This window comes from Eisenbergiella sp. OF01-20, from assembly GCF_003478085.1.
In the GTDB taxonomy this organism is placed as follows: Bacteria; Bacillota; Clostridia; order Lachnospirales; family Lachnospiraceae; genus Eisenbergiella.
This window is the reverse complement of sequence record NZ_QUES01000039.1, coordinates 15,963-37,463: the sequence shown is the minus strand read 5'-3', so window position 1 is coordinate 37,463 and position 21,501 is coordinate 15,963. Positions and strand designations below refer to the sequence as shown.

Below are 21,501 nucleotides of genomic sequence, written 5' to 3'. Positions count from 1 at the left end.
GCGCCCTTTATTTTACAAACTGCATTTCCTTTGCCAGATAAATATCACGGGCCGCTTCACCGGTATAAAGCCCCCAGCCAAATGTCTTCCGGACTCTTGGCATTGTATACGGCAAGTAATGCCGGTTTCCCATTTCAGCCAGTTCTTTCCAATGAGACAGGCCTTCTTCCAATAATGCAACAGCCTGCCGCTTATACTCCTCCTCTGCCGTCTGCCGGTAAAAGAGCAGATCTGAGGCGGCACGGAATTTACACAGATAATACCTGCCCAAAGCTTTCCATGCCATCAGATCAAAAAGAATACATTCCAGTTCTCCGGCATGTGCTTCCGGATCGGATTCCACGGAACAGATACTGTCCTCCAGGACGGCGATCTGCTTTTCCATGAGGGAAAAAATATCTTCCGGCGTTTCCCCTTGCGGTGTCTTTCCTGCCAGTTTTGCCGTTACATATTCCTGCAGGCCAATCACGCCCACTCCCGGCATAGGTTCCCCTTCCATGAAATCGGCCACTGTCTTAAATCCTGTGGTGGATAAAAGGGATTCCGGATGCCACTGAAAATCGTAATTTATCCAGAAGAGCCTGTTTACACCGCACAGTATCCGTACCCCCGCTGTCAGCCCGTTATAGACAGACTGCCCGTTTTCTCCGTAGCGCCAGGTAAACATATCCGTCCAGACCGTCTCCGGCAATTCCGGATCATATCCCAGCCGCCCCAGCATTACAAACTGCATCCAATGCTTCTGATAGGCATGTTCCCATTGCAGATGGCTGTTGGGTGCATGCTGGAACTCTCCCGCCCAGATATAGCAATCGGCCCCCCAGTAGAACCCTTTCACCCATGGCTTCTTCATTCCCTTAAAATATTCTGCCAAAAAGACCGGATCACAGCCGCGCAGATTATGAAAATCATCATTGCGCACCGTATAGAGTACCTGCACATCGTTCATATCCTGACCATCCCATGCATGCATCAATTTTTCAAACTGCGGCTTTGGATGGGAATACATATGGGCATTGGAATATTTCCAGCTGATATAAGTATCGGCATCTTTACACTGGCTCAGAAACATTTCCTGCGCAACCGGGCCGTTGCTCATGTTCGTTCGATGAATGAAAGGAATGGGATATCCAACTTCTTTAAGAGCCGCAAGATAGGTATCAACCACCCATTGCTCCCTTTCCTCCGCCGTCCCCACCATTTCTTCGCTGTTGGAGGTGCCAAGCCCCGTCAGATCAGGGAATGTATAAATCATTGTTTTAATTGCTTCGCGGAAATAATCTTTGATAACCTCCGCATGTTGGCGCAAACCTATACTGCGCGGATCCCAATCACGTGCTCCCAGCTCCCAAGGAAGGCCGAGTCCCTTTGCAATCCCCGGAGAAATGCGCACATTCCAGGTAATCATATATGTCTGAATGCCGCGTGCCCTGGCATGCGCCAATATCTTTGTGAATAATTCCCTGTTCCGCCGCCGATCTTCGGCAGGCACACCGGATGCCTCAGGATACTTTGACAGCTCAAGCATCATTTCAAACGGATTCTCCGACCATAGACTTAAACAGTTATAACGGTTCCTGGCAAGAAAATCGATATAGTCCCTCCAAAACGCAAACTTTTTTACCGTTTCCCTGTTCTTTATGAAGGGATCGCCCTCCGCATATGTCTGAAAAGGTAAATTAAACTTCACTCCCCTCTTTTCCAAAAAAGGCGACCAGTTTCCCTCCGGTATCTGTTCCACTCCATGATAACGGACTGCCTCAGCCAGTTCAAACAGGCCGTACATCGTACCCGCATCCCCGCCACCATCCAGGCAGATCCTGTTATTTTCCCTGCGGATTGCAAAGCTTTCCGCAGATACCCCTTTCTGCGGCCTGGTCCGGACACAGATACAAAGTGTTTCGGCGCTAAACGGGCAGTGATCCACCCAGTCCAGATACACCGGTATCTGCCGTTCCCTTAGTGCCTGTTCCAAAATCTGTACTCCGTATTCCACCGTGGCCGGTGTGTCATACTCTTTGACCGGAGAATAGTCATGGACACGATAATAGATAATCATAGAACATCCCCCCTTTATTCACATAACGATTGATCAAATTCCAGCTTGATAACCATCGTTTCATCTGTGATTTCATTCACCGGCAATCCCCTGATTCTGAGATATCTGCGCCCCTCCCGATGCAAAGAAGCAGGCATATCCACCGATGTCTCAAGCGGCATCCCATTATTCAGAAGAGTGGCGCGTACCGGCAGCACGTCGAAGGGCTTGACCACAATCCCATCCGTTTCCGGATCGTCCGGCAGATGAACATAAATCGTATTCCCGCGGCGGGTCAGAAGCATGGGATCACGCATATTGGATATATAATCCGTTATCATCGTGGTTGCAGGAACTGCATCTGAAAACGCCTCTTTCACACGCCTGTACCAGTCTCCGATCCGTTTCAGCGAAGCCACATCCCTGGGATCAAGAGAACCGTCTGCACGCGGGCCGATGTTGAGCTGATAATTCCCTCCCATGGCCATGACACGGTCAATGCTGCGGATCAAGTGCTTATAGCTGTAATAATCTTCATCCGTTTTATATCCCCAGCTTTCCCTGCCGAGGGACTGCACCGCTTCTGTCCGGCGCGGAAATTCCATCCCCTCAGGGATACCCCGCTCCGGGGTCTGGAAATCCCAGTTTTCCGGCCCGCGGTTGTTTATCACCATGCCCGGCTGGAGTCTTCGCAGATGATCGTTAAATGCGGTATTATTGTACCCGCACACATTAATATCCCAGAAAAGCTGTCCAATCTCCCCGTACTTTGTGCACAGCTCCTCCACCTGGTTTTCCATATATGTAAAATAGGTACGCAGATCCGGATCATCCCCCGCGCGCGGCCCGAACATCTCATGATGCCGTCCCTGATTCGGATAGTTTTTGTGATGCCAGTCGGGGATGGAATAATATACCCCCATCACCATGTTATGCCGGTGACAGGAATCGACAAGCATCCGCAGGACATCCTTCCCATACGGTGTATTCATAATATTATAATCCGTGTACCGGGTATCCCACATACAGAAACCATCATGGTGTTTTGTAGTAAAACAAATATACTCCATTCCCACGCTTTCAGCAAGATCCAGCCATTCATCCGGGTCAAATTTAACCGGATTGAATTCATGCATCAACGGCTCATATTCTTTTCTCGGCATCCTTCCCCGCCACAGGATCTGTTCATGCCAGGCCGGAATGCTGTAAAGCCCCCAATGGATAAACAGACCGAAGCGTTTCTGCAAAAACCAGTCTCTTTCATCATAAAAACGAAAACGTTCAATCATTACTTAATTTCCACCTTTCCCAATCCATAACCCTGTTCCAGATATTCCATAAAATATCTCTTTATTTTTTCACCTCCTGCAAGATAACGATCCCGCAGGAAAACAACAGGAACTATCTGCTCCTCTTCCGGAACCCCGTATTTTTCAAACATAATCCAGATCCGTTTTCCATTATCCCCTTCTCGTGAGTTGAGGCGTGTCAGATGAAACGGCATTTCCACACCGTCCACCACCACTGTCCTGGGCATGCCATCCAGAAAGCTTTTGAGGGCAATACATTCTTGGCAATCCTCCCGGTAAAAATAAACCGCACCGGATCCCACGCTTGAGAGATATTCCCTTTTCAGGTTTGCCTCTATTTCCCCCACCCCCTCATATACCTTTCCGTCAATTAACAGCATTGGGAAAGATGCCTCCTCCATACTCAGGCCATACTCTGCCAGAATTCCCTGGGCCGAATCCCGTTCCTCACTCTTAAACACATTATACATCACTAGCCGGTATGGGAACACCTCTTTATATCCGCTTATCTGTTCTGAAACAACAGCAAGGAAATCTTCTGTCCCATCACATGACCCACAGGCTGTATCATGGAAAAAATAAATGGAAGTCTCATCCAAAGAAGCTGAGGCCTCTTCTTTACCTCCCATCAATACATACAAAAGCAAAAGCAGAATGCAAACTATGTATATCCCTCTCTTCATATCTTTTCTCTCAATCAAAGCCCCGCTGCAAGTAATGTGGTATCAAGCTTTTTAAAAACATCCGGCTGAAATATCAACCGGATGTTTTTTACCAGCTATTACCATTCCCCAACGGGAAGAAAGCTGTTATTTATACTTCGCATCATAAGCCGCCTGATAAATGGACTTCATATTTCCTGCGCCCTTTACTTCCAGCTCTTTCAGATAAGCATCCCACTGCGCATCAACATCCAGCGCGCCTGTGATAAAGCTGGCTGCCATTTCTCTCACATAAGACAGCACAACGCTCTCTGAATTTGCCAGCTCTGTCGCCTGTGCCTCGTCATATACCAGAGGGGGCAGGCAAACGCTCATATCAGGATGATACGCCTGCATATAATCTCTTGTATCAAAGCCGAGCCGATACTCCATATTCGTATCATAATCGCCGGTCTGATACTGACCATAACGGTATTCCGGGGCATCCGGTGTGTCACATCTTAAGCCAATAGCCCTCCAGCAGTAATTCTGTTCATCATTCCAGTTAACTCCGTCAATGAATACGGAAACCTCGGAAGCGGTGCCGGAATTGAGATCCACAGCATCCGCGGGAATATCCCCTTCACCGGGAACGATTTTTTCCCAGCTCACACCCTCTTCCCCAAAGCTCTTCCTAAAGCAAAGATCTCTGTTATACAGCTCAACTCCCCAACGGAAAGCTGCTTCAGGATTTTCGCAGGCTGCAGTAATCACAAATGCAGTGGGGTTAATCTGGTTATAGGGCATCCAGGTAGACACTCTGCCCCCTTCTCCTTCGATCGGAGACAGCGCCACATAATCGCTCCATAAAGAGGCATCGTCGCCAGGCACTGTATTAGGCGTACCGCAGGGGAAACATCCTACCAGAGAACCGCTGTCCCCCGAGGCGGCAACCTGCCTTGCCTGATCCATGTTGATAATCAGACTTTGGTCATAATACAAACCCTGCTCATAAAGGGAATTCAGCCACTTCATTGCATTTTTCCAACCATCCTGCATGTATGAAAACTCTACGGTCCCATCTTCTAAATAAACAAAATTATTATCAGGCGCCGTATAAACAAAAGGATTCGTCAGCCAGCCTGAAAGAGGATCCGAATGCCATCCTCCGTCAAAGGTAAGCATGGGAATCTCATCGGCAATACCATTACCGTTTGGATCCTTCTCCTTAAAAGCTACCAGCATGGCTTCAAATTCTTCCACTGTCGCGGGGACTTCCAATCCAAGGTTATCCAGCCATTTCTTGTTCACCCACATTTTGCTGGAATCTTCACAGTGCACACATTTCTCAATAAAAGGGAGCGCATAGATATTGCCGTCGCTCATCGTCATAACATCATTCAGGCCCGGAACCTTGGAGGCAATATCCTGATATACCGCGCCGTACTGCGCAATATAATCATTCAGGGGAAGAAATGCCCCCTGCGTCCCGTATACCTGCTGCTGTGTCTGGGTAATATTGCAGTTTAAATAAATATCAGGCATATCTCCGCTTGAGAGGGAAATATTTACCTTATCGGCCAGACTCTCAAGAGGTGCAACCACCCAGTTGATCTTAACATTTGTCTGTTCTTCCCACCATTTGGTAAAATCATTCGTAGTGATATCCATCACGTTCGGATTGCCCGGAACCATAACGGTTAATTCGACAGATTCCTCTACAATGGGAAATGTCCCTTCAGGACTCACAGGCCCATCCGTTTTTACGGATACCTCTGCGGTGTCCTGACTTGTAGCTGCCGCCTCATTTACCGCTTTGTTCCCGCATCCGGAGAGGACAACAATAGATGCACATATGATACACAGAACAGAACATAACTTCTTTTTCATATATTCTTTTCCTTCCTATAATTATCTTATAACGGTAAAGTCCCTTTGCAGTTACCTTATCTTTATCCTTTGACAGAACCGATCATGACACCCTTTACCAGGTATTTCTGGACAAAAGGGTACATAATAAATACCGGAACGGAAGAAACCACTATCAGTGCATATTTCATAAGAATCTGCATTTCCAGACGCTTCATCATTTCCTGCACTCCGGTACCCGACAATGACGTCATATCAATCTGAGAGGAAATCAGGATATCTCTCAGAAAAATCTGCAAGGGGTATTTCTTCTCCTCATTCAGATAAAGCATAGCGCTGAAATAGTTATTCCAATGGCCGATTGCATACAGCAAAATCATGACGGCCAGGATTGTTTTCGACAGCGGCAGGACTACCGACCACAGGAATCTGCGGTTGGTACACCCGTCAATCTGGGCAGCTTCCAGCAATTCGTCAGGTATCGTGGACTGAAAAAATGTCTTCATTACAATTACGTTATATACGCTGATTAATCCGGGAAGCCATAACGACCAGGCCGTATTAATTAAGTGAAGGTTCTTTACCAGCATATAATTGGGAATCAGGCCTCCGGAAAACATCATCGTGAATACCAGAAGCTTCATTACCGCCCCTCTGCCTTTTAAATCCCTTCTGGAAAGCGGATATGCCATCAATATGGTAAAGACAACGTTCAAAAACGTCCCCACAAAGGTATAATATATGGTATTCCGGTAACCTACCCAGATATCGCTGTAACCATATACCATCTCATATGCCTCCAGGTTGAACTCCTTAGGGAAAATACCTACCTGGCCGGTTTGAACCATTTTCCCCGAACTGAAAGAACAGGAAATTACATTCATAAGCGGGAAGGCTACAATAATCAATGCCAGTAAGGCAATCACATATACCAGAATATCAAATACAAGATCGATTCCTTTGCTTTTGATCCGGCTGTTCTTCGCCGGCCTGCCCGTCCTTACTTTTACCATAGAGATTCTTCACCCACCTTCCTTGCAAGCACATTTGCGCTGATGATGAGAATCATCCCCACCAATGACTGGAACAGTCCGATCGCTGTCGGATAAGAATAATTGGCAATGGGAGAGGCGAGTCCAATCTTATACACATAAGTATCAATAACCTCTGACGCCCTGATATTCAAATCATTCTGCATCAGGTAGATCTTTTCAAATCCTGTTGTCAGGACAGATCCCATATTCATTATCATTAAAATAATGATAGTTGACTTGATACTTGGCAGATCAATATGCCATACTCTCCTGAACTTATTGGCCCCGTCCACGACAGCTGCTTCATGCAAAGTAGGATCCACTCCTGACAAGGTTGCAATATAAATAATTGCATTATATCCGGTGTACTGCCAGATCCCGGACCACACATATACATGTGCGAACTTATTCGGATCTGCCAGAAAATCCACCTGCGCAAAGCCCATGGAACGAAGCAAACTGTTTACCGGCCCGAAATCTATGGCAAGGAAATTAAGCAGGATGCTGACCATAACCGTTGTGGAAATAAAATATGGTGCATAGGTAATGGTCTGTACCACCTTTTTAAATTTTAGATGCCTTAAATAGTTCAGGACCAGAGCCAGAACGATCGGAAAAATCATTCCTGCAAATAAACTGTAAATGCTGATGGATAAGGTATTTCCAAGAAGCTTCGGAAGCTCACTGGAGTTAAAAAATTGATTGAAATATTTCAGTCCAACCCATGGACTGTCATACATTCCCTTAAATACATTGTAATCACGGAATGCCATCTGCGCTCCGTACATAGGAATATACTTAAAAATAATAATGTAGGCCACAGGGAATATCAGCATTACATATAAATCCCAGTTTTTAGAAAGCTTCTGTTTTCTCCCCAGTTGGAATCCCTCCTTCCTTAAGACAAGTTGAAGCAAGCGGCCGCTTGACTAAGGCAATCATAATCCATATACCAGATAAATTAAACAAACAATATTCGTTATACGCAAACTTTATATGCTTTTTGCCCAAACTTTGAAGCATACACTTTCCTGCAAAAGCAAACATTAACCATACATTATTTGTACAAGGCCATACCTTATGATAAAATTCATAAAGGAAGCGGAATTAACAGGTAAATAAGTAATCAAAGGCGGACAAAATGAAAACATGGAAAAGAAAGAATGCAACCGATAAAAAAATCAGTTTTTTCCTGAAGTATTTCCTGTCCTATCTTCTTATCTTTTTTATCCCTCTGTTTCTGGCTTTTTTTACCTATTCCACTGCCAGCCGCATTATCTATGCTCAATGCAGTGAACATATCAAAAACAATCTGAAACAGGCCTGCAATATATCCGACATCCGCCTTCAGGAATTAAAATCTATCCCGCTCACCCTGAAAACCAACGAAAATATAATCAGGTTCCATCAGGAATGGGCACAGGCTGATTCACAGGGAAGCATTATTACAGCCTATAAGGTCAGCCGAAGCATACCCAAATATGAAGTCATTAATTCCACGCTGGATACGATCCGAATATATTTTGGAAAACCTTCCTGCTGTTTTCTGTTAGGATCCAATAATGCAATGCGTTATACGGACAAGAAAGAATTCTGGGAGGAAATGGACATGAACTACTCCGACTTCCACCAATATCTTCAAGGCCGCCATTTTTATGAGGAATTTCTCTTCCTGCCTTCCTCAACGCCTTATATTCAGAACGTATATTATCTTCTGAATCTGAACAATTTTTATCAGGAATATTATTCCTCCGTCATCCTGATAAAACTGTCCAACCAGTTCTTTACAAATTTGCTGAAGGATATTACGGTAAATGGTTATGGGACTTCCTTTATCCTTACTGAAGATAACCAACTGATTTCTTACTTCCAGGGAACGGATTCCTATCAGCTTACCAATGAAAACCTCTCCTCCATCATACAGGCAGGACAGACGGCGAAGGACGGCAGTTTTTCCTTTGAAGGCCACCAGGTAAATCGTATCCGTTCCGACTTGAACGGCTGGACTTACTATTCCATGATCCCCCAGTCAATTATACTTGAAGACCTGACTTCCATGCGTCACACAATCATGATCGCAACTGTTGCCGTCATGATCGTCGGGCTTCTGACCTGTTATCTGCTTACCCGACACCAGTCCAGGCCTTTGAAAAAAATAGCAGAGGCACTGACTTCCCTCTATGAATATGGATATTTTGATTCCACCGATCAGTTTATGTTTCTGGAAAATGCCGTTTCCACTCTTATCGACCGCAGCAGCTCTTTTCAGGAATCCTACGATAATGAAATACTGCGTATGCTCTTTCTCGGCGAAAATACGCTTTCCGCATCCTTCCAAGAAAAGCTGCTGCACAGTTCCATCCAGTTGGAAGACAATCTTTATGTTACCGGATATCTTCACATACATAATCTGAAAAGTACGCTTACCCTTTCCGGGCAGGTGATGGCCGGCCATCTGAAGGAAGCCTGGTATGGGGAGATATATCCTTTTTCAATTGATGAAAGCAATATGATTTTTCTTGCGGTGCACAAAAAGAAGCTGGCAGACAGCACCTTCCTTATCTACACAAAAGAAATCCTGACAAGTCTGAGTACCAGGCTTCTTGAAGAAACCAACTGTCATATTGATTTCTTCCTCAGCGAACCCATGCGCTGCTATCAGAATGTCCATCAAAGCTATGAGCAGTGTAAAAAGCTGGCACAGAATGTGATTAAAAAAAGCGATGTCCACGTATATACTCCGGAAGACCTTCCTCCTTATCAGCAAATCTACTGCTATACCATCGATCATGAAATCCGTCTGATACAGCTAATCAAACACGGAACGGCTGAAAAACTTGGTGAATTTTTACAGGAACTCTATACGGAAAATTTTGATCGTTTACTTTTATCGGAAGGAATGAAGCAAGATTTGATTAATGCAATACAAAAAAGTATACAACGTGATCTTACTCTCTACCAGAGTGATAAACTCATCAGCAGAATTTTTTCTGAAATCAACCGGGTAAATTCCTTTGATTCCCTGCGCACTCTTCTTCTGCAGTTAGGGGAAGCCATTCAGACACATAACAATAACACTGCAAAATCCGATTCTGAAAAAATCAGGTATTCCATCCTGGAATATATGCAGCTTAATTATGCTAACAGCAATCTTAATCTGCAATATATGTGCGCAGACCTGGGAATCAATGAAACCACCGCAGCCAAATTTTTTCAGGAATTGGGAAGCTCCTTTTCGTCTTATCTTGAAAAAGTAAGAATTGAGGCTGCCTGTGCTATGCTTTCCCAAAAGGAGCTGACGATAAAATCCATTTCAGAAAAAACCGGGTATTGTAGTGATGTATCTTTCCGCCGTGCATTTAAAAGAGTATTGGGGATATCTCCCAGCGAATTCATCCGCAGATCCGTTCTTCCGTAATCTTTACAGGAAAAAGACAGGACAGCACCGCCGCTTTTCCGGCTGTTCTGTCCTGTCTCACAAACCGGGCTATTCGGCCCGATTACATCCAAATACGATAGCACTTGATTTCGAAAGGCCCGAAATCGGCACGAATGGTATCCGCTTCCGTCTTTCCGTCATATTCCTCCAGCAGGTTACAGGGGGCATATGCCCGGATGGCATAATCGGATGTAAGCACAGCCGAAGCCCTTCCGCCGGTGCACTCATGCATATGTACCACAAATCCGTCCCCATCCTCCGCCAGCTTGACCGCATCGATTTTTACGGCATCACAGTCCTTCTTCAGGAACCGGCCCACCTGCTCTTTTACGGCGCCGGGGATACACAATGCCGGCTGGTTCAGGAGGATGCCCTGGGTAAAGGTTTCCTCTCCCAGACCGCCTTCATGAGGCAGAAGGGCATAAGTAAAGAAATGTTCGCCCATATCCGCCTCCGTATCCGGGGATTTTGCGCTCTTTAACAGGGAAAGCCCCATCACATTATCTTTGATTCCATAGCCGTATTTGCAGTCATTGAGCAGGCTCACGCCGTAATTGCTCTCGGACAGGTCCGCCCACTTATGCCCGCAGACCTCAAACCGTGCCCAGTCCCAGCTGGTATTCCAATGAACAGGCCGTTCCACAAAACCGAACTGGATATCATAGGATGCCTTTGTGGCGCGGATATCCACTTCAAAAAGCGTCTTTAACAGGCGGTGATCCTCGTGCCAGTCAACCTTTGTGGAAAAATCAATCCGGCGGTTATCGGCATACACGAGGAGATCCTGTGTGATTTCGGACGCACGGTAGCGGTAAACAAAACGCAGTGTCATACGCAGCGGCCCGTCCTCCAGGCAGCGGATATCACAGGCGGGGATATCCTCCGATTTCTGCCCATAGAAAATATCAATGTCCCAGGCGTCATAATTCATGGGCTTATCTTCATAAATACGCAGCACATTTCCTTTGCCTTTTAATACCTGCCTGCTGTTTTCCTTATCCCACAGACTGGTGAAGGCGCCGCCTTCTTCCCATTCGATCCGGTAATAGGGCGTGTCCAGACAGCGTTTTTCCAAATCCAGGGCAAACGGGCTTTCCGCAGCCTGGGGAGTTCCCTGGGTAAACCGGAGCACGCAGGCGGATAAAGGCTCGATCTCCTTTTCCACCAGCCAGCCACCGGAAACCTTCTGGGCCGGAAGGACATTTGCGTCCCCGTCGGTAAAGATACCATCCCTGTTTTCCGTCACCAGAACCGCTTCCCTGCAGCCGATATCCGCAAACCGCATCAGGCTCCAGCTGTCTTTGGCCGTATCACATAATACCCCAACGGCTTCGTTCTGCATATCTCCCACTTCGCTCCACAGCGTTTCGTATTCCCTGGCGGTATCCTCATACACCTCATGGATGGAGGAACCGGGAATGATGTCGTGGAACTGATCCCGCAGAATGGTTTCCCAGCAGTCATGCATCCGCTTGGCCCGGTATGCCCCGCCGGCAAGGCTGGAAAGCACGGAAAGCCATTCCAGCTGGCCCATGGCATTTTCCAGCTTCCGGTTATTGCGCTTGTTGCGGGCCTGGGAGGTATAGGTCCCGCGGTGATATTCCAGATACAGTTCTCCGTCCCAAAGAGGCACATAACGATCCGTCTGTTCCACATTTTGATGGATTTTTTCAAAAAATTCCTGTGCATTCGCCGTCTTGATATGGGGCATGCCGGGAACACGGTTAATCGCCCGGATATTCTCAATCATGCTTCTGGTGGTGCCGCCGCCTCCGTCCCCATGCCCGTAAGAAATGAGGACCTCATGGCTCAAATCCTTATTTTTAAATTTCCGCCAGGTACCGATAATGGTTTCCGGCGTAATTTCCCCGTTATACGTGGAGCCTCTTCCCGTAACCGACATGCCGGGGGCCGGGACATCCACAAAATAAGTCAGCATTTCGGTACCGTCTATCCCGCGCCACCGGAACAAGTCGTTGGGAACCGTGTTATACTGGTTCCAGCTGATTTTGGTGGTCATAAAGGTATCCAGGCCGCATAGCTTCATGATCTGAGGCAGTGCCCAGCTGTAGCCGAACACATCGGGCAGCCACAGGAAATGGGATTTTGTGCCGAACTCCTCTTCTATAAAACGGATACCATATAAAAACTGGCGGGCGAGGCTCTCACCGGAGGTCACGTTGCAGTCCGCTTCCAGCCACATACCGCCGTCCGCTTCCCAGCGTCCTTCCTTCACACGCTGCTTAATCCCTTCGTACAGCACAGGGCTGTCTTTTTTCAGGAACTTATATAACTGAGGCTGTGTCTGCAGGAAATGATATTCCGGGTATTCCTCCATCAGCCGCAGGACGGTGGAAAAAGAGCGCTGCGCCTTCTCACGGGTATGCTTTAACCGCCACAACCATGACACATCAATGTGGGTATGCCCTGTGGCATAAACGGTAACCCCGCTGTTTTTGGGCATATCGTCAAGGGCTGCCTGCAGGAAGTCAAGCGCCTGCGCCCCGGTTTCCGGAAGCCTGTCCGCATCCCAGTCCAGATAGGAAAGGGTCCGATCCAACACGCTTACCAGTTCTGTCCGTTCCAGACTGTCGGATGCAAGATAAGCCAGACTCCCCGCAACAGCGGATACCTGATAATAAAGGGCATCCAGTTTTTCGTCCAGGTATCCGATTCCCGCCTCCGCAATGCGGTGGTACTGCGGACGGATGGGGCCGCCGCCTTCCAGGCCCGACCAGAGCAGGAAGGTCATCCGGATCGTCTGTCCCGCAAAAGGGGTCAAAACCACCTCCCTGTGGTTGGTATCCACGCCCTGGCAAGGCTGCCCGTTTATGTACAAAAGGGCTTCAAAACCGCTGTTTCCGCCGCCGCCCGTTTTTCCGAAGTTAAAATATCCCATGACTTTGCAGCCGTCTTTTTCTTCCGGGACGTGTATTTCCCTTTCCAGCCAAAGATAGCGGTCACGGCCCACGAACTCCTCCCCCAGGCAGATTTTGTCACCGGCAAAAGGATCCGGGCAATTCGTGTATACTTCCCCGCAGGAAAGCTCTCCCTCCCTGGTATAAAACCAGTCAATAGATTGCATCCCGGCCCACCGCCGGCTTTCCAGCTCCCGGGCACGCTGCCCGAATTTCTCCTCTTCAAAAAACATAATTCCTCTCCTCTTCTTTTTACGTGTAACGGCCCTGACAAGTCGGAACCGTTATTTTCCCTGGTAATGGTTCCATACCTTCCCCGTTCCTGCGGCACCGTTCTGATGCCGTACGAGCGCCTCTTTGATCCGGCTTACCGCATCCCCTCCGTTTTTCTGCTGCTGCATGATCAGCAGCGTCATCTTTTCCCTGGGATAATTCAGGAAACAGCAGCCCAGCCAGCCGTCCCAGCAGTATTCTCCTTTAAGGCCGGGCGTAACGGCCATGGACGGTTCCCGCAGAACCCGCATGAGCCAGCCGTAGTCATATCCCCTCTGCCCGAACCATTTCTCAAAAGCGGCCCTCTGCTGCGGGGTTAATCCCACCTTCCCCATCTGTTCCACGGATTCCGGCTTCAGGATCCTTGTTTCCCCCAAGCTCCCCCGGTCCAGAAGCATCCGGGCGAACTTCGCATAATCTTCCGCTGTGGATACCAGCCCCGCACCCCCGGATTCATAGGCGGCGGGTCTGTCCATATGGTTGCGTATTCCCAGAAAACTGCCTTCATAGGGAAACAGGATCTTGTCCTCCGTCCTGTCATAGGCCTTTGCCAGCCGGGAACGCTTCTCTTGTGGGACAAAGAATCCCGTATCCTTCATTCCCAGAGGCGCAAATAATCTCTCTTCCAAGAACTCCCCAAAGGTCCTGCCGGAGGCTTTTTCAATGACTGCCCCCAATATATCCGCGGAAATCCCATATTTCCAGGACGTACCCGGATGAAAAAGCAAAGGGATTTCTCCTGCCCGCTCCGCAAATTCCAGGGTGGTCATGGGATTTTCCAGCTCCAGGCTGGCCTCCGCCTCCGCCAGCAGCTTCCTGGTTGCCAGCTCGGTCACCGTATCATCATCCCCATAGGACAATCCGGAGGTCATGGTCAGAAGATCGGAAATCAGGATCGGCCTGGCAGCCGGCTCTGTAATGTTCCCGCACCATACCCCGGAATTGCGGAAGGATGGCAGATATTCCCCCACAGGTGCGTCAAGCTCCAGTTCGCCGTCCTCCGCAAGGATCATGGCGGCTGCGGCAGTCACCGGCTTCGTCATTGAGTATAAACGGAATATCGTGCCCCTGTCAACTTTAATCTTCTTTTCCCTGTCGGCATAGCCCTCGCCGATAAAGCAGACCTCTTTCCCCTCTTTCAGAAAAAGCAGGCTGATTCCCGCGGTCTCTTCCTTTTCAACGGCTTCCTTTAAAATAAATCTCCACTCTTCTTCTAACGTTTTCATGTCCGGCCTTTCTCTTTTTCCGGGACAGCCCCGTTTCTGTACTGGGAAGGTGTCACCCCCAGTTCTTTTTTAAATTTTCTGCGGAAACTGGAGACATTTTCATATCCCACATCCAGACAGATCTCTTCAATGGGCTTGGAAGTGCTGCGCAGCAGCTCCTTTGCTTTTGCCATACGCAGATTCCAGAGGTATTCCGAAAAATTTTCATTAAAATATTTTTTACACAGATAGCTCATGTATGCTATGCTGACATGGAACTTCTCTGCCATCATAGCGATGGATAATTCCGACGAGGTATAGGATTGGTTAATAAAATCCAGCAATTCATTGCTTTTGATCGTCAGGTTTGCTAATTCGTCCTCAAAAAGGGTCAGCAGCAATATAAAATGACTCTGGATATCCCCGCTTTTCTCCGCATAGGAAAAGCTTCTGATATAATAAAGCACCTCGAAATAGATGTTGTTATAGGCGGAAAACCTGATATTCTGCTGGTTCATGGAGGTTATGATCGTGGTCAGCACCTCCGTCAGCACACTTCTGGAATAAAACGCGGGAAAATCCGACTGATCCAGCGTCCGGAAAAAGTTCGTGACGCTGTCCCTGGCTTCCCCGAATTTCAGCTGGCTCAGCAGGGACGCGAAGCTGCCCAATTCCTCATAGGGGTATTTATAGGCGCTGTCGTTATGTGTATCCATTTCATCATAAAAAACCATACCGCAGGAATCCCTGCCGTTTCCGGCCTGCATGGCATTTGCGTACAGATCCGGGATATCCAGAGGGGAGGAAGAACCGTTGCTCAACGCGATTCTGCAGCCGGTATCCTTATAATAATCATTCAAAAGGAATTTCAGGACATTTACTTTATCCTGATCCTGTCCCCCATAATAAATCAGATACGAACAGTATTCCGCGGTTATCTCCAGCCGGATACAGAAGGAATCGTTATTCGGAAAAGCGCGGAGGAAAAAGTTCTGGAAGCTTCTGGTTACCGATGCCATCCCTTCCCCCTCCTCCGGGGCGGATATTTTGATCACAAACATAAGACTGCCGGGTTCCCCGTTAAAAAGCCTGTCCATATTTTCCGATGTTATCTCTTCTCCATTTTCATTTACAATGGTGTCAAGAACGGATTCCTTCATAATACTATGATACTTATCGATCTTTTCCTGCAGCTTCTTTTGTTCTTCCAAAGCCGATGAAAAAGCGGAATCCAGCTGTGACACCAATCCCCTGTTATCCTTTTTGGTCCCGATAAATTTCTTGCTTAACCGGTGCAGAGGGGAATAGGTGAGCTTCATCCCGAACAGAATCAGCACCAGGCCCACACATCCGGCGGCGGCAAATACCAGATACATCGTAAGAAATGCCTTGCTCGCATACTGCAGCAGGATATCCTTGGAAAAATATACGGTCAGATACAAATTGGAATGCAGCGGAAGTGTATAGATGATTTCATCCCCTTCATCATTTTTCTGCAGTCCGAACGAATTGATCTGCCCCGCAGCCGGTACGGCGCGCTGTTCACCTGGGAATCTGCCTGTCCCATTGCCTGCGGAAATCATGTTGTTTTCCCCGTCCGAAAGATATACCCCGGAAATTTCTTCCGATAGCATATTATTAAACCTCGTAAGAATTTCATCCGAATCCATCACATAAAACAGCTCATATTTTTTACTCGCAACATTCGGGAACAGCAGCAGCAGGGAAAGATCCCGGTTTTTTACATAAATGATGGAATTCTTGTTATCATGCCCGTATTTTCCCACCGGGATTTTCAGTGTTTTCTGATTGATGGAAAGATAATACTCCCCCTTGGACTGGTAAACATAATTTTTGCAGGCAAGTATATTGCCGCCGTTATTCTGTATGTATATAATATCTGAAACAAGCGGGTTTGCGCTGACAAATTCACGCATATCACTGATACTCAGGGAGCTGTACCAGGAGGAATCCGGGGAATAGCGCAGCATTTTCAGGTTGGGATTATTGCTCAGATTATAATGGATATTGAATACATGATCCAAATCGTTATTAAAGCTTTGCTGAAACAGGAGGAGTTTCTCCTGGATACTGTTATCCCGCGTGGTGGAATAGGCCGTCCGCAGCTGCTTTCTGAATGCGATGAAAAAACACAGCAAAAGAAAGCTGAGAAGGAAAAAATAGGACAAAAAGTATTTCAGTAAAGTATGGTAATTGATTTTTTCAAAGTATTTCCTGATTTTCCCCATGTACCCGCCCCTCTCAGATAAGTATAGCATACTGTGATTATATGTCAGTATTTCCGTGTTTGTAAAGCCGGACAACAGGCCTTGCATTTGCAGGTATAGATCCCCGGATGCAATTGTTTCTCACAGAATCCATCCGCAAACTCCCAGCCGCCGGGTAGACATATGGTACCGATCAGAGAACCGGTGGTTTGTATGGTTAATGTAATCTTTTTACCGGGGGCGTTGTCGGTAATTCCGTCCGTTCTCTCCCATCTTACGGTAATGCTTCCGGAAGGCGCCTTATAAAATGCTTCGGCATAGGTGAGGGTCTGGATAAAATGGGGGGCCACCACGATGTAATCCGCATCCTCCAGGTAAGGATTCGGTCTGATTCCTGCCACAGCCTGGATGAACCAGCTGCTGATATCACCGAAAAAATGGTGATTTTGGGAATGTACCTCCGCCTCGGGCGGCAGAAAATCCTCCCATAAGGAGGTGGCTCCCCTGGCGATCCAGTTCCCGTAGGACGGATAGTCCTTTCTGGTAATCATATGAAAAGCAAGGTCGGCCTGACCGTAATCGGAAAGGACATGGAAAAGGATCCGCAGCCCCAGTGCCCCAGCATTCATATGATCGCCGTTTTGATGAATCATCTCCAGAAGGCGAGAAAAAGCCAGGGGGCGTTCCGCTTTTTGAAACAGGCCGTAGTGGATGGCCATGGCCTGGGAGGTCTGGCAGCTGCCGGCAACCGTCATGGTGTTAAAATCTATGAGGTATTTCCGGAACGCTTTTTTCAGTTCATGCCTGAGAGCAGCCGCATAGCGGTACTCCGGCTCCCTGTGTAAGCGGCGGAACAGGATTTTGGCCTCTTCCAGGAGATGGACACAGACGGCGGTATCGGTAACCTCAATGGGGGCTTTCTGTCCTCCGCCGCTTTTGCCGGTCTCACACCAATCGCCAAGGCCGGTATCCACCAGCCCTCTTTCATTCCGGATTCCGGAGAGGAAGAACAGATACCGGAAAAGGAACGGCGCCGCCTCTTTTGCGGTGTCCAAATCCCCCCGGAGCTTCAGCAGGCAAAACGGGATTTCCGCAATAATCTGATCCCACGCCGGGCCGGTTCCAACCCCCCAGCCTCCTGTGGGTACAATACCGGGAAATTCGCCCGCCGGCGACTGGGCTTCTTCTATGCTGTGCAGCCATTCCCGCAGGGAATCCTCCACAGTCAGGTTCATCAGCATATGCTCCGCAGACAGGGCCGCATCTCCCGTCCAGCCGTTTTTTTCCCGGTGGGGGCAGTCCGTGGGGAACCAGAAAAAGTTGGAAATGCTCGCCCGTCTCGTCATTATCTGCAGTTCATTGGCAATCTCGTCGGAGCAGGAAAAATTCCCGTTTTCCCGGAAATCCCCTCCGCAGACATGAAAAACAAGAAGCTCCGGCACGGCCTGTTCCTTTTCGATACCGGTTACATAGGCATACCGGAAGCCATAATAGGTAAAGAACGGCATATAGCTCTCTTCTTTGTCTCCCCGGCATACGTAGCAGCTGTTCTGGACATTGGCCGTATGGGGGGACGGATACTCCGGAAACATCAGGTTTTTCTTTTCCAGCACTCCGTCATGATACCATTCGGCATAGGATATCTGCACCTTCTGGCCCCGCCTGCCGCTTATTTTCAGCTCACATACCCCGGCAGCATCTATCCCGAAATCATAGAGATAACCTTCTTCATAAGGGAGGATGGAGACAGCCCTGCGTTTTTCATAGATTCGTATCGGCGATGCCTTACACAGGCGCATGCTTCCCCGGGGCGGCGTCACTTTGACAACAGGCCTCCACCCGTCCTCCGGTGAGGAGGGGGAGCACCAGTCATCGATACGTAGCCTTGCGTCATAACACTCCCCGCTTCGCAGTTCCTCTTCTAAAAGCGGCGAAGGATGGGTCAGAAAGGAAGTGTCGCTTTCTATGGAAACGCGCCCGCCGCCCGCAAGCTCCATATCCATACGCAGGGTGGTCATGGGGGCGCTTCTCCATCTGGCTTTATCAAAATCCCATACAAAACCGCCGTAGGCATTCTGCATGCCGTTACCCAGGATGACGCCTATACAATTCTCCCCCTTCGCTAAATAAGGGAGGGCATCATAGCGATCATAATAGATAATATCATCGGGATTGCTGATATACGGCGCGAGTATGGATTTGGTCAGCTCCGTCCCGTTCAGGAACACCCGGTAAAAACCCAGGCCGGTAATGAGCAGTTCCGCCGACTGCGGCTCCGCCAGCAGCGTAAATTTCTTCCTGATGTACGGGGCCGGCACCGGATGCCCGTAATCGGCATACTCCTGTGAGGCGCTGATAAACTGTTGTGGAAAATCCATTTTACTTCCCCTTCCTTTTCTCATTCTGCGTTATCTGCAGCGTTCCCTTTTCGTCCCGTTTCCACGCAACATGAATCGTTCCCTCTTTTGTCCGGACAGACCCTTCTGCCCAGGAAAGAGCACCGATATCTGCCGGCTCCACCGAATATTCCGTATACCCGCAGCCGCCTTCCTTCTGCCGGATTCCAAGGATTTCCGTGAATAGCAGCTTCACCACACTTCCGAACATCGGATGGTTATGGGACTGGGTCCCCTCCCATGTTTCCCATAGGGTAGTGGCCCCGTTTTCCATCATCCGGGCAAAAGAAACCTCTCCCCGGTTCGTGAGCAGCTGAAATGCCAGCCCGGCCTCTCCTTCCTTAAAAAGCCGTTCCAGTAAAACAGGCGTTCCGAATATACCGGTATCCAGCCTTCCGAGATTCTGATACCTCGCCACCAGATGTTCTTTTGTCCTGGCATTTCCCAGCCCCAGATTCAGGGCGAATGCATCCGCCGCCCCGATCCCTTCGCAGAAAGCCCCGGTTTCCGGGTGAAACCAGGTACGTTCCATGGCGTCCTTCGCCAGCCGGATCCGCTCCTGTACCCATTCCGGCTCCGGGCGGTGCAGCAGCTGTGCGATTTTCCCCGCTTCCTCCAGCCCCCGGATATAATAATACGTATTTACAAACGCCGCCGGAAGCATTTCCGGCTCCGCCGCCGGTGCGCACCATTCCCCCAGGCACCAGCCGCCCTCTTCTTCCCGGGTAACCAGACCGTTTTCGCACCGGGAGTCCATATAATCCAGCCAACGGAGTATGGCCGGATAGCCCTTCTCCAGCAAACGGGTGTCCCCATAGATCCGATAATAATTCCAGGGGATCACATAAACCGCACAGCCCCAGCCGCCCGGCCCTCCGCCGCCTCCCAGAAACGGCGCCGTATGGGGGATATGCCCGGTGTCGGCTCCCTGGCTGTCCAGGATATCCTGGTACCATTTCTCATACAGCGCTTTCGTATCCAGCAGCAGCATAGCCGTTTCCGATGTCAGCTGCCCGTCCCCCGTATAACCCAGCCGTTCCCGGTGCGGACAGTCCGACGGAATCCCGTTATGGAAATTATTGATCTGCGTCCTGATATAGGCCTCATAAAGCCAGTTTAAAACAGGATCCGAACACCGGAAGGAGGAGGTCACCGCAATATCGGAGCACACCAGAGATGCGGATACCACCTCTGCCGGCCCCTCTACCGTAAAATACCGGAACCCATGCCAGCAGAACTTAGGATGCACCACCACAGGGGAACCATTACCAATATAACAGTCCTCCTGAATCTGCCCCTCTCCCCCTGCCGACAGGAAATCCAGACCGTGCCCGTCCCGGTCAAGCTCCTCACTGTACCTTACCAAAACTGTCTCTCCGCTTTCTCCCATACAGCGGATCGACACCCAACCGGCAATATTTTCCCCGCAGTCATACAGGCTTCTGCCGCCGTCCGTTTCCAGCAGCACAGGCGTAATGCTGCGCAGCACCCTGTCGGCAGGACAGTTCTGCTGCGTGAGCAGCGCCTCCGGCGCATGCACCGGACGTGCCGGCTTCCATCCCGTCAAATCAGCCGTTCCGGTACACCAATCCTCCTGCAGCAGCCTCAGATCCAGTTTTTCCCCGCAGAATAAATTATGTTCCGTCACTTCCCCCGGCTTCCACAAGGTTTCCGGCCCGCTCTCCAGAAAAACTGTTTCCCCGTTCCCATACGTCATGGTAAATTCATAACGCAGCTTCGGAAAACCGAAGATGAACTTCCCCTCGTCCACCCGCTTCGTCTGATGGTACCAGCCGTTGCCAAGCTGGATCCCGATGACATTCTCCCCTGTTTTTAAAAAGGGAAGCAAATCAAAGACCACATACAGGCAGCGGTAGCCGGAACGCTCCTCCCATACCGGATAAGTCGTATCACATCCGAGCACCGAAGAATAATTGGTCACAGCCGGGATAAACTCCTGATCCCCCACCCGTTCCCCGTTCACAAACAACAGAAAATACCCCAGGCCGCATACCGCAAGCCTCGCCGAAGCCGGTACCTCCTCCAGATAAAAACTTCTCCTGAAAAGCGGGGATTCACACACATTATCCCCTTGTATCCAATGCTTATTTTCCATACCTTCTTTATACTCCTTTTTCCGTAATCGGGCA

General features: G+C 48.9%; 12 protein-coding genes. 1 reads left to right on the top strand and 11 read right to left on the bottom strand.

Annotated features, from left to right (window positions below):
• Positions 1–7 precede the first annotated feature (7 nt).
• The 6 genes from DXA36_RS27750 to DXA36_RS27725 form a co-directional block, all read right to left on the bottom strand.
• A complete protein-coding gene (locus DXA36_RS27750; protein WP_118682516.1) occupies positions 8–2,059 on the bottom strand; it encodes a hypothetical protein in 2,052 nt (683 codons plus the stop codon).
• A 14-nt stretch (positions 2,060–2,073) separates the two neighbouring features.
• Complete coding sequence (locus DXA36_RS27745) at positions 2,074–3,327, bottom strand: alpha-L-fucosidase (RefSeq protein ID WP_118682515.1); 1,254 nt, start codon at positions 3,325–3,327, stop codon at positions 2,074–2,076.
• Entirely contained in the window at positions 3,327–4,031 is a 705-nt protein-coding gene (locus tag DXA36_RS27740) for a hypothetical protein (protein ID WP_118682514.1), read from the bottom strand. The genes DXA36_RS27745 and DXA36_RS27740 overlap by 1 nt, the downstream gene beginning before the upstream one ends.
• A gap of 126 nt (positions 4,032–4,157) precedes the next feature.
• Complete coding sequence (locus DXA36_RS27735) at positions 4,158–5,879, bottom strand: extracellular solute-binding protein (RefSeq protein ID WP_118682513.1); 1,722 nt, start codon at positions 5,877–5,879, stop codon at positions 4,158–4,160.
• A 62-nt stretch (positions 5,880–5,941) separates the two neighbouring features.
• Positions 5,942–6,871: a carbohydrate ABC transporter permease gene (locus DXA36_RS27730; RefSeq protein WP_118682512.1), complete on the bottom strand. Its 930-nt coding sequence runs from the start codon at positions 6,869–6,871 to the stop codon at positions 5,942–5,944.
• Complete coding sequence (locus tag DXA36_RS27725; protein WP_118682511.1) at positions 6,865–7,728, bottom strand: ABC transporter permease; 864 nt, start codon at positions 7,726–7,728, stop codon at positions 6,865–6,867. The genes DXA36_RS27730 and DXA36_RS27725 overlap by 7 nt, the downstream gene beginning before the upstream one ends.
• A gap of 305 nt (positions 7,729–8,033) precedes the next feature.
• Here DXA36_RS27725 and DXA36_RS27720 point away from each other — a divergent pair, with 305 nt between their 5' ends.
• The gene (locus tag DXA36_RS27720; protein ID WP_118682510.1) at positions 8,034–10,310 is read left to right on the top strand and encodes a helix-turn-helix domain-containing protein; all 2,277 of its coding nucleotides are present in this window, start codon (positions 8,034–8,036) and stop codon (positions 10,308–10,310) included.
• Positions 10,311–10,392: 82 nt separating this feature from the next.
• On the opposite strand, the gene DXA36_RS27715 is transcribed toward DXA36_RS27720, so the two are convergent.
• Genes DXA36_RS27715 through DXA36_RS27695 form a run of 5 tightly spaced genes read right to left on the bottom strand, consistent with a single transcriptional unit; the run spans position 10,393 to position 21,467 of the window.
• A complete protein-coding gene (locus DXA36_RS27715; RefSeq protein WP_118682509.1) occupies positions 10,393–13,482 on the bottom strand; it encodes an alpha-mannosidase in 3,090 nt (1,029 codons plus the stop codon).
• Between the two features lie 51 nt (positions 13,483–13,533).
• On the bottom strand, positions 13,534–14,748 hold the full coding sequence (locus DXA36_RS27710; RefSeq protein ID WP_118682508.1) for a serine hydrolase domain-containing protein: 1,215 nt from the start codon (positions 14,746–14,748) through the stop codon (positions 13,534–13,536).
• A complete protein-coding gene (locus tag DXA36_RS27705) occupies positions 14,745–16,976 on the bottom strand; it encodes a helix-turn-helix domain-containing protein (protein ID WP_182479286.1) in 2,232 nt (743 codons plus the stop codon). The genes DXA36_RS27710 and DXA36_RS27705 overlap by 4 nt, the downstream gene beginning before the upstream one ends.
• A 44-nt stretch (positions 16,977–17,020) precedes the next feature.
• Positions 17,021–19,333, bottom strand: a complete 2,313-nt coding sequence (locus DXA36_RS27700; protein WP_182479285.1) for a family 78 glycoside hydrolase catalytic domain — start codon at positions 19,331–19,333, stop codon at positions 17,021–17,023.
• Between the two features lies 1 nt (position 19,334).
• Complete coding sequence (locus tag DXA36_RS27695) at positions 19,335–21,467, bottom strand: family 78 glycoside hydrolase catalytic domain (RefSeq protein ID WP_118682505.1); 2,133 nt, start codon at positions 21,465–21,467, stop codon at positions 19,335–19,337.
• Positions 21,468–21,501: the final 34 nt, after the last annotated feature.

Bases quoted from the DNA above. Each gene is read 5' to 3' on its own strand.
- DXA36_RS27750 (WP_118682516.1), bottom strand. From the start codon at position 2,059: ATGATTATCTATTATCGTGTCCATGACTATTCTCCGGTCAAAGAGTAT.
- DXA36_RS27745 (WP_118682515.1), bottom strand. From the start codon at position 3,327: ATGATTGAACGTTTTCGTTTTTATGATGAAAGAGACTGGTTTTTGCAG.
- DXA36_RS27740 (WP_118682514.1), bottom strand. From the start codon at position 4,031: ATGAAGAGAGGGATATACATAGTTTGCATTCTGCTTTTGCTTTTGTAT.
- DXA36_RS27735 (WP_118682513.1), bottom strand. From the start codon at position 5,879: ATGAAAAAGAAGTTATGTTCTGTTCTGTGTATCATATGTGCATCTATT.
- DXA36_RS27730 (WP_118682512.1), bottom strand. From the start codon at position 6,871: ATGGTAAAAGTAAGGACGGGCAGGCCGGCGAAGAACAGCCGGATCAAA.
- DXA36_RS27725 (WP_118682511.1), bottom strand. From the start codon at position 7,728: ATGCTGATATTCCCTGTGGCCTACATTATTATTTTTAAGTATATTCCT.
- DXA36_RS27720 (WP_118682510.1), top strand. From the start codon at position 8,034: ATGAAAACATGGAAAAGAAAGAATGCAACCGATAAAAAAATCAGTTTT.
- DXA36_RS27715 (WP_118682509.1), bottom strand. From the start codon at position 13,482: ATGTTTTTTGAAGAGGAGAAATTCGGGCAGCGTGCCCGGGAGCTGGAA.
- DXA36_RS27710 (WP_118682508.1), bottom strand. From the start codon at position 14,748: ATGAAAACGTTAGAAGAAGAGTGGAGATTTATTTTAAAGGAAGCCGTT.
- DXA36_RS27705 (WP_182479286.1), bottom strand. From the start codon at position 16,976: ATGGGGAAAATCAGGAAATACTTTGAAAAAATCAATTACCATACTTTA.
- DXA36_RS27700 (WP_182479285.1), bottom strand. From the start codon at position 19,333: ATGGATTTTCCACAACAGTTTATCAGCGCCTCACAGGAGTATGCCGAT.
- DXA36_RS27695 (WP_118682505.1), bottom strand. From the start codon at position 21,467: ATGGAAAATAAGCATTGGATACAAGGGGATAATGTGTGTGAATCCCCG.